This is a genomic window from Streptomyces sp. Je 1-79, assembly GCF_025195125.1.
Lineage (GTDB): Bacteria > Actinomycetota > Actinomycetes > Streptomycetales > Streptomycetaceae > Streptomyces.
In genome coordinates, this window is record NZ_JAMGSL010000003.1 from 332,072 (window position 1) to 345,329 (window position 13,258).

Annotated in this window: 12 protein-coding genes; 3 read left to right on the forward strand and 9 right to left on the reverse strand. The window is 71.9% G+C overall.

What is annotated here, in order from left to right:
* Positions 1-135: 135 nt before the first annotated feature.
* On the reverse strand, positions 136-705 hold the full coding sequence (locus M5362_RS06875) for a TetR/AcrR family transcriptional regulator (RefSeq protein ID WP_260226429.1): 570 nt from the start codon (positions 703-705) through the stop codon (positions 136-138).
* Positions 706-863: 158 nt separating this feature from the next.
* Here M5362_RS06875 and M5362_RS06880 point away from each other — a divergent pair, with 158 nt between their 5' ends.
* Positions 864-3,299: a glycoside hydrolase family 3 protein gene (locus M5362_RS06880; protein WP_260226430.1), complete on the forward strand. Its 2,436-nt coding sequence runs from the start codon at positions 864-866 to the stop codon at positions 3,297-3,299.
* Between the two features lie 93 nt (positions 3,300-3,392).
* Here the strand turns inward: M5362_RS06880 and M5362_RS06885 are convergent, their stop codons facing one another.
* Both M5362_RS06885 and M5362_RS06890 read right to left on the reverse strand, forming a co-directional pair.
* Positions 3,393-4,328 (reverse strand): aldose epimerase family protein, encoded by a 936-nt coding sequence (locus M5362_RS06885; RefSeq protein WP_260226431.1) that lies wholly within the window; start codon positions 4,326-4,328, stop codon positions 3,393-3,395.
* An 11-nt stretch (positions 4,329-4,339) separates the two neighbouring features.
* Positions 4,340-5,233, reverse strand: coding sequence for an SGNH/GDSL hydrolase family protein (locus tag M5362_RS06890; protein ID WP_260226432.1), 894 nt, complete (start codon positions 5,231-5,233; stop codon positions 4,340-4,342).
* 271 nt (positions 5,234-5,504) lie between these two features.
* On the opposite strand from M5362_RS06890, the gene M5362_RS06895 reads away from it, so the two are divergent.
* Entirely contained in the window at positions 5,505-5,999 is a 495-nt protein-coding gene (locus M5362_RS06895; protein WP_260226433.1) for a DUF3145 domain-containing protein, read from the forward strand.
* A gap of 59 nt (positions 6,000-6,058) precedes the next feature.
* Here the strand turns inward: M5362_RS06895 and fabF are convergent, their stop codons facing one another.
* From fabF to fasR, 5 genes are all read right to left on the reverse strand, one after another.
* Positions 6,059-7,321: a beta-ketoacyl-ACP synthase II gene (gene fabF / locus M5362_RS06900; protein ID WP_260226434.1), complete on the reverse strand. Its 1,263-nt coding sequence runs from the start codon at positions 7,319-7,321 to the stop codon at positions 6,059-6,061.
* Between the two features lie 79 nt (positions 7,322-7,400).
* Complete coding sequence (locus M5362_RS06905; RefSeq protein WP_260226435.1) at positions 7,401-7,649, reverse strand: acyl carrier protein; 249 nt, start codon at positions 7,647-7,649, stop codon at positions 7,401-7,403.
* A 57-nt stretch (positions 7,650-7,706) separates the two neighbouring features.
* The gene (locus M5362_RS06910) at positions 7,707-8,777 is read right to left on the reverse strand and encodes a ketoacyl-ACP synthase III (protein WP_260226436.1); all 1,071 of its coding nucleotides are present in this window, start codon (positions 8,775-8,777) and stop codon (positions 7,707-7,709) included.
* 16 nt (positions 8,778-8,793) lie between these two features.
* Positions 8,794-9,729, reverse strand: coding sequence for an ACP S-malonyltransferase (locus M5362_RS06915; RefSeq protein WP_260226437.1), 936 nt, complete (start codon positions 9,727-9,729; stop codon positions 8,794-8,796).
* A gap of 89 nt (positions 9,730-9,818) precedes the next feature.
* On the reverse strand, positions 9,819-11,000 hold the full coding sequence (fasR, locus tag M5362_RS06920; RefSeq protein WP_260226438.1) for a fatty acid biosynthesis transcriptional regulator FasR: 1,182 nt from the start codon (positions 10,998-11,000) through the stop codon (positions 9,819-9,821).
* A 127-nt stretch (positions 11,001-11,127) separates the two neighbouring features.
* Here fasR and M5362_RS06925 point away from each other — a divergent pair, with 127 nt between their 5' ends.
* Complete coding sequence (locus M5362_RS06925; RefSeq protein ID WP_260226439.1) at positions 11,128-11,790, forward strand: pirin family protein; 663 nt, start codon at positions 11,128-11,130, stop codon at positions 11,788-11,790.
* A 93-nt stretch (positions 11,791-11,883) separates the two neighbouring features.
* On the opposite strand, the gene M5362_RS06930 is transcribed toward M5362_RS06925, so the two are convergent.
* The gene (locus tag M5362_RS06930; protein WP_260226440.1) at positions 11,884-13,071 is read right to left on the reverse strand and encodes an Ig-like domain-containing protein; all 1,188 of its coding nucleotides are present in this window, start codon (positions 13,069-13,071) and stop codon (positions 11,884-11,886) included.
* Positions 13,072-13,258 lie beyond the last annotated feature (187 nt).

Here is a 13,258-nt window from a genome sequence, read left to right on the forward strand (position 1 = left end):
TCGGGGGTCGGGAAACCCAGGTCGGGGTGACCTGGGTTCGGGAACACGGGTCGGGAGACCCAGGCCGGGGAGACCCGGGTCGGGAACCGGCTCGCGCAGTATCCCGACTCGCCCGCAACTCCCGCTACGGTGCCCTCACTTGTCGCTTCCGTACAGCAGGCGCAGAAAGTCCCGGAACGCCTCCGGCATGTCGACCGCCGCCGGGTCGAGCAGCCACTGGTACTGCAGCCCGTCCATCACGGCCGTCAGGATCGGCGCCGCCCGCTCCGGGGTCAGCCCGCTCGGCAGCCGCTCGCCGAACTCCAGGCGCAGGACGTTCGCCATCTCGTCGCGGACCTGGCTGTAGCGCTCGGTGAAGAACGCGCGCGCCGGATGGTCCTCGGTCACGCTCTCGCCGAGCAGGGCCGAGAAGGTCTGCACGATCCCCGGCCGCATCGCGTTGTACTCGACGAGCGAGTCGATCAGGTTGAGCCGCCAGCCCTCGCGCGAGCCGGCCCCGCTGGTGTCCCACTTGTCGCGCTCCGCGAGGACCGCGACGAGCAGGGCCTCCTTCGTGGGGAAGTAGTGCAGCAGACCCTGCTGCGTCAGCCCGACCCGCTCGGCGACGGCGCCGAGCGACGCGCCCCGGTAGCCGCGCTCGGCGATCACTTCGAGGGCCGCGCCCACGATGTCCGCCCGCCGCTCCTCGCTCCTGGCCCGCACCATCGCCGTGGCCCCCTCTCACCGTCGCCGCCCGCCGGACGTCCCTTTTCCCTCAGGACCGTACGACATCCTGAGATTACGAAACAATAACGTAACCTACCGATCTACAGGTAACCGGTCCACCATGGGCGCCACAAGGACTTCAACGAGGAGGCACGCCGATGGCGGAGATCAGCGCGGACACCGTTCGGGAGCAGGTCGTCGAGGCGGCTCTCGGCAAGCTCGACCTGGACACCAAGGCGCGGCTGCTGGCCGGCCAGGACATGTGGTCGCTGCCGGCCGTGCCCGAGATCGGGCTGCGGTCGATCGTGATGTCCGACGGACCGATCGGCGTCCGCGGCGTCCGCTGGACCGCCGACGACCCCTCCGTCGCCCTGCCGTCCCCGACCGCGCTCGCCGCCGCCTGGGACCCGGCCCTCGCCCGCCGCGCCGGCCGCCTCCTCGCCCAGGAGGCCCGCCGCAAGGGCGTCGACGTCGTCCTCGCCCCCACCGTCAACCTGCACCGCTCACCGCTCGGCGGCCGCCACTTCGAGGCGTACAGCGAGGACCCGTACCTCACCGGCGCCATCGGCACCGGCTACGTCCAGGGCGTCCAGGACGGCGGAGTCGGCACGACGGTCAAGCACTTCGTCGCCAACGACGCCGAGACCGACCGCTTCACCGTCGACAACAAGGTCGCCCCACGACCGCTGCGCGAGCTCTACCTCGCGCCCTTCGAGGCCATCGTCAAGAACGCCCGTCCCTGGGGCATCATGACCGCCTACAACCAGGTCAACGGCGTGACCATGACCGAGCACCACGAGCTCGTCAACGAGGTCCTGCGCGGCGAGTGGGGCTTCGACGGCGCCAACGTCTCCGACTGGATGGCCGCCCGGTCCACCAAGGGCGACATCGAGGGCGGTCTCGACGTCGTGATGCCCGGCCCGCAGACCGTGTACGGGGAGGCGCTCGCCGCCGCCGTCCGCGCCGGCGAGGTCGAGGAGCCGGCCGTCGACGCGGCCGTACGGAACGTGCTCCGGCTCGCCGCCCGCGTCGGCGCCCTCGAAGGCGCCCCGCCGGTCGTCACCCAGACCCCGCCCGCCATCGACGGCGACGCGCTCGCCCGCGAGATCGCCCGCCGCGGCTTCGTCCTCGTACGGAACGAGAACGGCGCGCTGCCGTTCCGTCAGGGGAGCGTCGCCCTCTCCGGCGCCGCCGCCCGCGACGCCCGTGTCCTCGGCGGCGGCTCCGCCCAGGTCTTCCCCGCCCACGCCGTCTCCCCGCTCGACGGCCTCACCGCCGCGCTCCCCGAAGGCGCCCTCACCTTCAGCGTCGGCGCCGACCCCAGCGACGAACTCACCCCCGCAGAGCAGGGCTTCACCCTCCGCGCGGTCTGCCGCGACGCCGACGGCACCGTCCTCGGCGAGGGCACCCTGCCCAACGGCCAGGTCCAGTGGATCGGCGACGACCTCCCGGCCGGCGTCACCCACGAGACCCTGCACTCCATCGAGGTCACCGGCACCTTCACCCCGCGCGAGTCCGGCGAGCACTCGTTCGGCACCCGCGGCCTCGGCGCCTACACCCTCCGCATCGCGGGCGAGACCGTCTTCGAGGGCGTCCAGGCGATGGGCCCGGAGACCGACCCCTTCGAGGCGTTCTTCGGCGCCCCCGTCGAGCGGGCCAGGATCGCCCTCACCGCGGGCGAGACCGTCGAGGTCTCCCTGCTCCACCCGCTGGACAAGGAGTTCGCGGCCCCCCTCCCGGCCGTCATGTTCTCCTTCGTCCACCTGGGGCCGCAGCGTGACCCCGACGAACTGATCGCCGAAGCCGTCGAGGCCGCCCGCGGCGCCGAGACCGCCGTCGTGGTCGTCGCCACCACCGAGCGCGTCGAATCCGAGGGCTTCGACCGCAAGGACCTCGCCCTGCCCGGCCGCCAGGACGAACTCGTCAGCGCCGTGGCCGCCGCCAACCCGAACACCGTCGTCGTCGTCAACGCCGGCTCCCCGGTCGCGATGCCCTGGCGCGAGGAGGTCGCGGCGGTCCTGCTCAGCTGGTTCCCCGGCCAGGAGGGCGGCGCCGCGCTCGCCGACGTCCTCACCGGCGCCGCCGAGCCCAGCGGCCGGCTCCCCACCACCTGGCCCGTCGATCTCGCCGACGTCCCCGTCACCGAGGTCACCCCGACCGACGGCGAACTCGCCTACACCGAGGGCCTGTTCATCGGATACCGCGCCTGGGACAAGGCCGGCGCCACTCCCGCGTACCCCTTCGGGCACGGCCTCGGCTACACCACGTGGGCCTACGACACCCTCGAAGTCACCCCGACGGCGGCGAGGGTCCGGCTCACCAACACCGGCAGCCGCACCGGCCGCGAGGTCGTCCAGATCTACCTGGCGCCGACCGCGGACGGGGTGGAGCGCCCGGCGCGCTGGCTGGCCGGCTTCGGATCCGTCGAGGCGGGTGCGGGCGAGTCCGTCGAGGTCGAGATCCCGCTGCCGCGGCGCGCCTTCGAGATCTGGGACGAGGAGCGGCACGACTGGGCCTCTGTCCCCGGTGCGTACGAGGTCGGGGCCGCGCACTCGCTCACCGACGTGCGCCTCACCGCCACGCTGGAGGTCTGACCTCCCCATGACCGGCCCCGGGGCGGAACCTGACAGCCGCCCCGGGGCTCCACCCCGTCGTTCCGCAGGCCGTTCCCTCGTTCCGTATCTCGTTCAGCGCGTCCCGAAGCGGAAGACGGTGGTCGAGGCGTACACGTCCCCCGGCCGCAGCACCGTCGACGGGAACTCCGGCCGGTTGGGCGAGTCCGGGAAGTGCTGGGTCTCCAGGGCGATCCCGCCCAGCTCCTCACTGGTGTACACCTGAAGCCCGGGCTCGGTCGTCTCCACCGTCACCGTACGGCCGGTCAGCGGCGCGTACAGCTCCGCGGCCGCCGCCGGACCCCCGCCGTCCAGCACGAAGTTGTGGTCCAGCGGAATCGTGAGCGGCCCGCCGGTACGGAAGTCGAGCTCCGTGCCCGCGACCTCGGCGACCTTCCCGGTCGGGACGCCCGTCGCGTCGGTCGGCGTGTACCGGCCCGCCGCGATCCGCAGCTCGTGCGCGTCACCGCCCAGGTTCCAGTACGAGTGGTTCGTCAGCGCCACCACCGTCGGCGCGTCGGTCTCCGCCCGGTAGGCGATCCGCAGCCCGCCGTCGGCGTCGAGCGTGTACGTCGCCGAGACCTCCAGGCGGCCCGGGAAGCCCTCCTCGCCGTCCGGGCTCACCCGGGACAGCCGTACCCCGCCCTCGACCTCCTCCGCGTCCCACACGCGCTTGTCGAAGCCGCGCTCCCCGCCGTGCAGACAGTTCGGACCACCGTTGCGGGCGAGGCGGTACGTCGTGCCGTCCAGCGTGAAGGAGCCGCCCGCGATCCGATTGGCGTAACGCCCCACCAGCGCGCCGAAGTACGGCTCCGGACGCTTCAGATAGCCCTCCAGATCGGGGAAGCCGAGCACCACGCCGCCCGGCACGCCGTCGCGGTCCGGCGTCTCGACCGACTGCACGATGCCGCCGTACGTCAGCACCCGCACCCGCACCGCGTCCCGCTGGAGCGTCCAACGCGTGACGTCCGTACCGTCGACCGAACCGAAGGGCTCACCCGTGATCCTCATGATCCGGAACCCTACGCGGACGGCTCCGGCGCCGTCACCTGCCGGTGCGCGATCTCCGCGAGCCGCGCCTGCCCGTCCCTGCTGGGGTGGAACCAGTCCCACGGGCTCAGCTGCGTGCCGTCGAAGCGGAAGCCGAACACGGCCCCGCCGTCGTACCGGCAGCGCCGGTCCTTCGCGCAGACCTCCGCCAGCACCGTGTTGTACGCCACCACCCGGTCCCGCACCAGCGTCCGCCGCCGCTCGGCCGACGCGCTCAGATCCTCCGCGTCGGCCAGCATCGAGGCGCAGATCCCCAGCTTCCAGACCTGGCGGCCCATCGGGCTGTCCTTCCCCTGCGACCAGAGCCGCTTCAGGTCCGGCACGCTCGACACGTACACCTGCGCCTTCGGCGCGGTCTTCCGCAGCTCGGCGAGCGCCGCCTCGAAGTCCGCGCGGAACTCCTCGACCGGTGTCATCAGTGCGGTCCGGTCGCGGCAGGCGTCGTTCGCGCCCATCATCACCGCCACCAGCTCCGGCTTCCGGGCCCCCGCCCGCGCCATCTGCCCGGGCAGCTCCGCCATCCGCGCCCCGGTCCGCGCCAGGTTCCAGCTGCGGTCGGTGACGCCCTGCGCGCCGAGGAGCCGCAGGGCCAGGCTGTTGACGCCGGTGTCCGTGCCGGTCGCCCAGGACGCCTCGGGGCAGTCCGCCAGGACCTCGCAGGCGTCGAAGGCGCGGGTGATGGAGTCGCCGACGGCGGCGACGGAGGCGGGCGTACGGTCCCAGACGGGCGTGGGCGTCGGTGTCGGCTCCGGCGGGGCCGTCACCCCGGGTCCGGCCGTCTCACACCCCGTCAGGGCGCCCGCGCACAGCAGCAGTGCGGCCCCCGCGGCGGCGACGGTGGTACGGAAACGGCGTCTGCCGCGCATGCCTCGGCCCCTCCTCCGGTGTCCGTTCGGCGTCCTGGCGGGTGAAAGCTTGGTGTCCACCCACCCCCGGACCGACCGTACGTCACCCCAAGGGCGGTGCGGCACGGTAGCTTTTCCCCCGTCGAACCAGAGGCACCTTTGCCAATCGGCTCCGGTAAATTACATCACGTCACATGCTGTCCCTTTTTCGGGGGTTTACGGAGTTTCACTCCCGATGCTGTTTACTGAGGCCGCTGGGAAAGGCGAACCTCGTCCCACACTGGAGGTCCCGGTGACGACACGTGGAGTCCTGTACGTACACTCCGCACCGCGCGCGCTGTGCCCGCACGTCGAATGGGCGGTCGCGGGTGTCCTCGGTGCGAGGGTCCAGCTCGACTGGATCCGCCAGCCGGCGTCCCCCGGCACCTGGAGAGCCGAGTTCTCCTGGCAGGGCGAGACCGGCACCGCCTCCAAGCTCGCCTCCGCGCTGCGCGGCTGGCAGATGCTCCGCTTCGAGGTCACGGCGGAACCCTGCCCGACCGCCGAGGGCGAGCGCTACAGCGCCACCCCGGGACTGGGCATCTTCCACGCCGTCACCGGCATGCACGGCGACATCCTGATCCCCGAGGACCGCCTGCGGGCCGCCCTGGCCCGCTCCGTACGCGGCGAGACGGAGCTGGAGTCGGAGATCGCCAAGCTCCTCGGCAAGCCCTGGGACGACGAACTGGAGCCCTTCCGCTACGCAGGCGAGGGCGCCCCGGTCCGCTGGCTCCACCAGGTCGTCTGACCCCCCGGACACGCCGAAGGCCCACTCCGTCATGGAGTGGGCCTCGGGCGTGAGCGCGGTCAGATCGTGCGGAAGGCCAGCACCACGTTGTGGCCGCCGAAGCCGAACGAGTTGTTGATCGCGGCGATCGTGCCCTGCGGGAGCTCGCGCGGCTCGTCGCGGACGATGTCCGCGTCGACCGCCGGGTCCAGGTCGTCGACGTTGATCGTCGGCGGGGCCAGACGGTGGTGCAGCGCCAGGACCGTCGCGACGGTCTCGATGCCGCCCGCGCCGCCCAGCAGGTGACCCGTCATCGACTTCGTCGCGGAGATCGCGACGTGGTCCAGGTCCTCGCCCAGCACCTTGCGCAGCGCCTTGATCTCGGCCACGTCGCCCTGCGGCGTGGACGTCGCGTGCGCGTTGAGGTGGACGACCTCGGCAGGCTTCAGGTCCGTCGAGTCCAGCAGGTTCTGCATCGCCGCGGCGATGCCCCGGCCGGTCGGCTCGGGCTGCGCGATGTGGTGGCTGTCGGCCGAGAGGCCCTGGCCCAGCACCTCGCAGTAGATCCGCGCGCCACGGGCCTTCGCGTGCTCCTCGGACTCGAGGATCACCACGCCCGCGCCCTCGCCGAGCACGAAGCCGTCACGGCCCGTGTCGTACGGACGCGAGGCCTTCGTCGGCTCCTCGTTGTTCTTGGACATCGCCATCATGTTGGCGAACGCCGCGATCGGCAGCGGGTGGATCGCCGCCTCCGTGCCGCCGGCGACGACCACGTCGGCCCGGCCGGTACGGATCATCTCGACGGCGTAGCCGATCGCCTCGGCACCCGACGCGCACGCCGAGACCGGGGTGTGCACGCCCGCCCGGGCGTTCACCTCCAGGCCGACGTTGGCGGAGGGGCTGTTCGGCATCAGCATCGGCACGGTGTGCGGGGACACGCGGCGTACGCCCTTGTCCTTCAGCACGTCGTACTGGTCGAGCAGAGTCGTGACACCGCCGATGCCGGAGGCGATGACGGAGCCGAGCCGCTCGGGCGCGATGCTCCCGTCCTCACCGGCCGGGGCGGTGTAGCCCGCGTCGGCCCACGCCTCACGGGCCGCGATCAGCGCGAACTGCGCCGAGCGGTCCAGCTTGCGGGCGAGCGGGCGGGGCAGAACGTCGCCCGGGTCGACCGCGGCGAGGGCCGCGATCTGGACGGGCAGTTCGGCGAAGCGTTCGCCCTCGAGGGGCTTGACGCCGGAGCGTCCCGCGATCAGACCTTCCCAGGTCGATGCGGAGTCGCCACCCAGCGGTGTGGTTGCGCCGATACCGGTGACGACCACGGTGCGATTGGTCGAGCTCACAGGAATTCTTTCTCCACGTGTGTGATGGTCGAAATACGGCGCCACCGCCGGGTGGCAGACCGAGTCAGCAGGGGCCGAATCAGCCCTGGTGCTTCAGGATGTAGTCGGTCGCGTCGCCGACCGTCTTGAGGTTCTTGACGTCCTCGTCCGGGATCTTGACGTCGAAGCGCTCTTCGGCGGCGACAACGACCTCGACCATGGACAGGGAGTCGACGTCGAGGTCGTCCGTGAAGGACTTCTCGAGCTGGACGTCCTCGGTCGGGATGCCGGCGATCTCGTTCACGATCTCGGCGAGACCTTCGACGATCTCTTCCTGGGTGAAGGCCATGTTGGCGCTCCTTCTGTGATTGCTTCGGTAAGGGGCTTTCCGGAAGATCCGGAGTGCCTAGGGGAGAGTAACGACCGTCGCGGCGAAGACGAGACCCGCCCCGAAGCCGATGATGAGCGCCGTGTCGCCGCTCTTCGCCTTGCCGGTCGCCAGGAGCCGCTCCATCGCGAGCGGAATCGAGGCGGCCGAGGTGTTGCCGGTGGTTTCGACGTCACGCGCGACCGTGACGTGCTCCGGCAGCTTCAGAGTCTTCACCATCGAGTCGATGATCCGCATGTTCGCCTGGTGCGGAATGAAGACGTCAAGGTCGTCCGCCGAGATTCCGGCGGCGTCCAGCGCCTGCTGGGCGACCTTCGCCATCTCGAAGACGGCCCAGCGGAAGACCGCCTGACCCTCCTGCGTGATGGCGGGGAACTTGATCTCGCCCTGCTCGTTGAGGGGGAGCTTGGGGACGTCGCCGGTGGGGGTCCCCCCTGCTCGAGCGGAGTCGAGAGCTTGGGGGAGGAATTCGTTCCACGGGACGGTCTGCTTGATCGTCTCGGACTTGTCGCCCTCCGAACCCCACACGGTGGGGCCGATGTGCGGCACGTCGGAGGGGCCGACCACGACCGCGCCGGCGCCGTCGCCGAACAGGAAGGCCGTCGCGCGGTCCTCCAGGTCGGTCAGGTCGCTCAGCCGCTCGACGCCGATGACGAGTACGTACTCCGCCGAGCCCTCGACGATCATGCCCTTGGCGAGGGTCAGGCCGTAGCCGAAGCCCGCGCAGCCGGCGGAGATGTCGAACGCGGCCGGCTTGCCGGCGCCGATCTTGTCGGCGATCTCGGTGGCGACGGCCGGGGTCTGCTTGAAGTGCGAGACCGTGGAGACGATCACGGCGCCGATCTGCTCCGGGTCGATCCCGGCGTCGGCGATGGCCTTGCCGGAGGCCTCGACCGACATCGCGGTCACGGTCTCCTCGGGGGACGCCCAGTGGCGGGTGGCGATGCCGGAGCGCGAGCGGATCCACTCGTCGGACGAGTCGATCGTCTCGAGGATCACCTCGTTCGGCACGACCCGGGTGGGGCGGTAGCCGCCGACACCCATGATCCGTGCGTACGGGGCGCCCTTGCTGGGCTTGATCTTCGACATGCTCTACGGCTCCTTCTCAGGCTGCAGTGTGCTCGGCGACGAGCGTGCGGGCCGCGTCGAGGTCGTCGGGGGTCTTCAGGGCGACCGTCGCCACGCCCGGAAGCGCGCGCTTGGCGAGACCGGTCAGGGTGCCGCCGGGGCACACCTCGATCAGCGCCGTCGCGCCCAGGGCCTTGAAGGTCTCCATGCACAGGTCCCAGCGGACCGGGTTGGCGACCTGGCCGACGAGGCGCGCGATGACCTCCGCGCCCTCGGTGACGACCTGGCCGTCCTTGTTGGAGACGTAGCGCACCTGCGGAGCGGCGACCGTCAGCGACTTCGCGGCGGCCTCCAGCTTCGCCACCGCGGGCGCCATGTGGTGCGTGTGGAACGCGCCGGCGACCTTCAGTGCCACGACCCGGCGGACGCCCTCGGGCTTGTCCGCCTCCAGGGCGGCCAGCTGCTCCAGGGTGCCGGCGGCCACGATCTGGCCGGCGCCGTTGACGTTGGCCGGGGTCAGACCGAGCTTCTCGAGGTGCGGAACCGTCACTTCGGGGTCTCCGCCGAGCAGCGCGGACATGCCGGTCTCGGTGACCGCGGCGGCCTCGGCCATCGCCAGGCCACGCGTCCGTACGAGACGCAGGGCGGCGGTGTCGTCGAGGACGCCGGCGAACGCGGCCGCGGTGATCTCGCCGACGCTGTGGCCCGCGACGGCGCCGGGGGCGCCCGCCGCGTCAGCGGCAGATGTGCCGAGCGCGGCGGCGGAGAGCAGGCCCGCGGCGACGAGCAGGGGCTGGGCGACGGCGGTGTCACGGATCTCGTCCGCGTCCGCTTTCGTGCCGTAGTGGACGAGGTCGAGCCCGATGGCCTCGGACCAGGCCGCCAGGCGGTCGGCGGCACCGGGGAGTTCGAGCCAGGGAGTCAGGAAGCCGGGCGTCTGGGCGCCTTGGCCGGGAGCGACGAGTACGAGCACCCTCACACTCTCTCTTGGGGACGGCTCCAAGCGCCCGTGGGGACTAGGACGAAGAACCGTCGGGGGAATTGTTGGTGTTCGACAAAAGTCTAGGACTGCGAATCTCCGTCGGCCAAGCGCCCCAGGATGAGCGCGATTCGCAGCGTGAACGCGGAACGGACATCGGAGGGTGACCAGCCGGTGACGTCTGTCACACGTCGAAGCCGGTAGCGCACGGTGTTGGGGTGGACGAAGAGCATCCGTGCCGCGCCTTCGAGGCTGCTCGCCTGCTCCAGATAGACACTCAGTGTTTCCAGCAGAGCCGAGCCCGCTTCCTCCAGCGGTCTGTAGATCTCCTCCACCAGCTGCTCACGGGCCGAAGGGTCGGAGGCGATGGCACGCTCCGGAAGCAGATCGTCCGCCAGAACCGGCCGCGGGGCGTCCTGCCACGCCGTACACGCCTTGAGACCGGCCGCGGCGGCCTGCGCGGAGCGGGTCGCCGCGAGCAGGTCGGGGACGACGGGGCCCGCGACGACCGGGCCCGCGGCGTACGGCCCGATCAGCGCCTTCGCCACGGCGAGCGGGTTGTCGTTGCCGCCGGCGATGACGACGAGCCGGTTGCCGAGGACACCGGTGAGGACCTGGAGCTTGGCGTGCCGGGCGGCGCGGCGGATGGCCTCGACGGTCAGCTCGCTGTCGCCGTCGGGGGCGGTGCCGAGGACGACGCAGACGTGGTCGGGGGAGTTCCAGCCGAGGGCGGCGGCGCGGGAGACGGCGCCCTCGTCGGCCTCGCCGGACAGGACCGCGTTGACGACGAGCGACTCCAGGCGCGCGTCCCAGGCGCCGCGTGCCTCGGCGGCCTGCGCGTAGACCTGGGCGGTCGCGAAGGCGATCTCCCGGGCGTAGACGAGGAGCGCCTCGCGGAGGATGGACTCGTCGCCGGGGGCGGCGACCTCCTCGATCGCCGTCTCCATGACCTCGATGGTGGTGCGCACCATCTCGACGGTCTGGCGCAGTGTGATGGCGCGGGTCAGCTCGCGTGGAGCGGTGCCGAAGACGTCGGTGGAGATGGCCTGAGGCGTCTCCGGGTGCCGGAACCACTCGGTGAACGCGGCGATACCGGCCTGGGCGACCAGACCGATCCACGACCGGTTCTCGGGCGGCATCGCCCGGTACCACGGCAGCGTCTCGTCCATACGGGCAATGGCGTTGGCGGCGAGCCGGCCGGAGGACTGTTCGAGGCGCTTCAGGGTCGCGGAGTGCGGATGGGGGGCGTTCGTCGGTTCAGACACGGACTAAGGGTGCCTCATCGGGCCACCGATGTGTGTCCAGGGGGTTGGGGGCATGCGTTCCGCCGGGGCGGACGGGGTCCGGGGGAAGGCGGCCACGGCCGGCGGGGGCCGGGGATACCGTAGGCCCGTGATTTCCGTACAGCGCGCCGGCGACCGCTATCCCGGGGGAGACGCCGGGGACGGTATCGAGACCCGGCACGCCTTCTCCTTCGGGTCGCACTACGACCCCGACAACCTCCGCTTCGGTGCCGTGCTCGCCTGCAACGAGGAGCGGCTCGCGCCCGGCGCCGGGTTCGCCGAGCACCCGCACCGTCACACCGAGATCGTCACCTGGGTCGTCGAGGGCGAGCTGACCCACCAGGACACGGCCGCCGGACACACCACGGTCGTCCGGCCCGGCGACCTCCAGCGGCTCAGCTCCGCGGGGGGCGTACGGCACGAGGAGCGCAACGACGCCGACGTGCCGCTGGTCTTCGTCCAGATGTGGCTCGCCCCGCTGGAGCCGGGCGGCGACCCCGCCTACGAGATCGTCCGCGGTATCGCCGACTCCACTCCGTACGCCCTCCCGGAGGCGGCCGCGATGCTCCACGTCCGCCGCCTGGAGGCGGGCGAACGCACGGCCGTCCCGGACGCGGACCTCGTCTACGCGCACCTGGTGCGCGGCACGGTCCGCCTCGACGGCGAGGAGCTGTACCCCGGCGACGCGGCCCGCGTCACGGACGGGCGCGACCTCGCGGTCCTGGCCACGTCGGACGCGGAGATCCTCCTCTGGGAGATGCGCCGCGCCTGACCGGCCCGGCCCCCGGGGAGCGGGGCGGCGCCTGAGCGGCCGAGCGGCACCACGCCGATCCCCCGGCCGGCCGCCCACCGGGTCCCGGTCGCGTCAGCGGCCGACCGCGCTCTTCGCCTGCCACTGCTCCCAGCTCAGGTTCCACGCGCCGTAGCCGTTGCCCTCGGCGACCGTGCCCTTCGTGTCCGCCCCGCGGATCTCGAACGGGTCGCCCGCGCGGACCTGTCCGTAGAACCACGCCGCGTCGGCGTCGCTCATGCCGATACAGCCCGAACTGCGGTTGGCGCGCCCGAAGTACGCCGCGTTCCACGGAGCCGCGTGGGCGTACATCCCCGACCAGGTCAGGCGCATCGAGTAGTCGACCATCTTGTCGTAGGCGTCCCCGAGCCCGACCGTCTCCGAGTTCATGTTGATCGTGCCCTCCTTCGCCATCAGCACCGCCGTACCCCGCCACGACCGCTTGTCGCCGCCGGGCGTCCCGCCCGACACGGAGATCGTGCGCACCGCGCGCCCGTCCCGCTCCAGCACCAACTTCTTGCGGTCCAGGTCCACTTTCACGACCTGCGCCGCGGCCCCGACGGTGAAGCCGGTCCGGTAGTCCCGTACGAACCAGCCGCCGCCCGAGTCCGTCCCGTCGAGCGTCGCGTCGAGCGTGACCTTCGTGCCCGGCTTCCAGTACTCCTTCGGCCGCCAGTCCACCCGGTCCCTGCCCGACCAGTCCTTCAGCCATCCCCACGACCCGACCGTGCCGTTCGAGGTCGTGACCTTGAGCTGCTTCTCCACCTCGGCCCTGTGGGTCACCGGCCGGTCGAAGACGATCGACAGCGGCTGTCCGACCCCGACCGTCGTGTTCTTCCCGGGCGCCAGCGTCAGCTTGTTGACCTTCGACGCCTCGGCCGTCGTGAACGTCGACCGGGTCGTCGTCTCCTTGCCGCCCGCCGTACGGACGGTCGCCTCCACGCGGTACGAGGTGCCCGTCACCGCCTTCCGGTCCGAGACCCAGGTCGTCCCGTCCGCCCCGGTACGGCCGGCCAGCGCGTCTCCGTCCGCGTCGACGACCTTCACCGCCGTCAGCGTGCCGCCGGTCGCCGTGACCGTCACGGTCCGTCCCGCCGCGGGGCTCGCGACGGTCACCTTCGCCGGCGTCTGCGCGGACTCCGCGCTGCCCTCGTCACGGGGCGCGCCCACCGCCCCCGCCGTGCAGGCGGTGAGGGAGCCGCAGAGCGCGAGGGCAACGAGCGCCGGACGTATTCGGGCGCGGGCTCGGGTGCGTACGGACATCACGGAAGCCTCCGGAGAAAAGTGCGGGATGCCCGGACTGTAGGACGCCGGAAGCACCTCGGAGGCTCTGTGACAAGGGCTGGTGAGGAACGGTCATCGTCCGGTCACACACGACGCGCGGCACGGTCAAGGACGGCTGTGAGCATCCTGTGCGCCCCACGACCGAGGGGCGGAACAAGGAGGCTCT

Coding starts and splice junctions, on each gene's coding strand:
- M5362_RS06875 (WP_260226429.1), bottom strand. CDS start 705: ATGGTGCGGGCCAGGAGCGAGGAGCGGCGGGCGGACATCGTGGGCGCG.
- M5362_RS06880 (WP_260226430.1), top strand. CDS start 864: ATGGCGGAGATCAGCGCGGACACCGTTCGGGAGCAGGTCGTCGAGGCG.
- M5362_RS06885 (WP_260226431.1), bottom strand. CDS start 4,328: ATGAGGATCACGGGTGAGCCCTTCGGTTCGGTCGACGGTACGGACGTC.
- M5362_RS06890 (WP_260226432.1), bottom strand. CDS start 5,233: ATGCGCGGCAGACGCCGTTTCCGTACCACCGTCGCCGCCGCGGGGGCC.
- M5362_RS06905 (WP_260226435.1), bottom strand. CDS start 7,649: ATGGCCTTCACCCAGGAAGAGATCGTCGAAGGTCTCGCCGAGATCGTG.
- M5362_RS06910 (WP_260226436.1), bottom strand. CDS start 8,777: ATGTCGAAGATCAAGCCCAGCAAGGGCGCCCCGTACGCACGGATCATG.
- M5362_RS06930 (WP_260226440.1), bottom strand. CDS start 13,071: ATGTCCGTACGCACCCGAGCCCGCGCCCGAATACGTCCGGCGCTCGTT.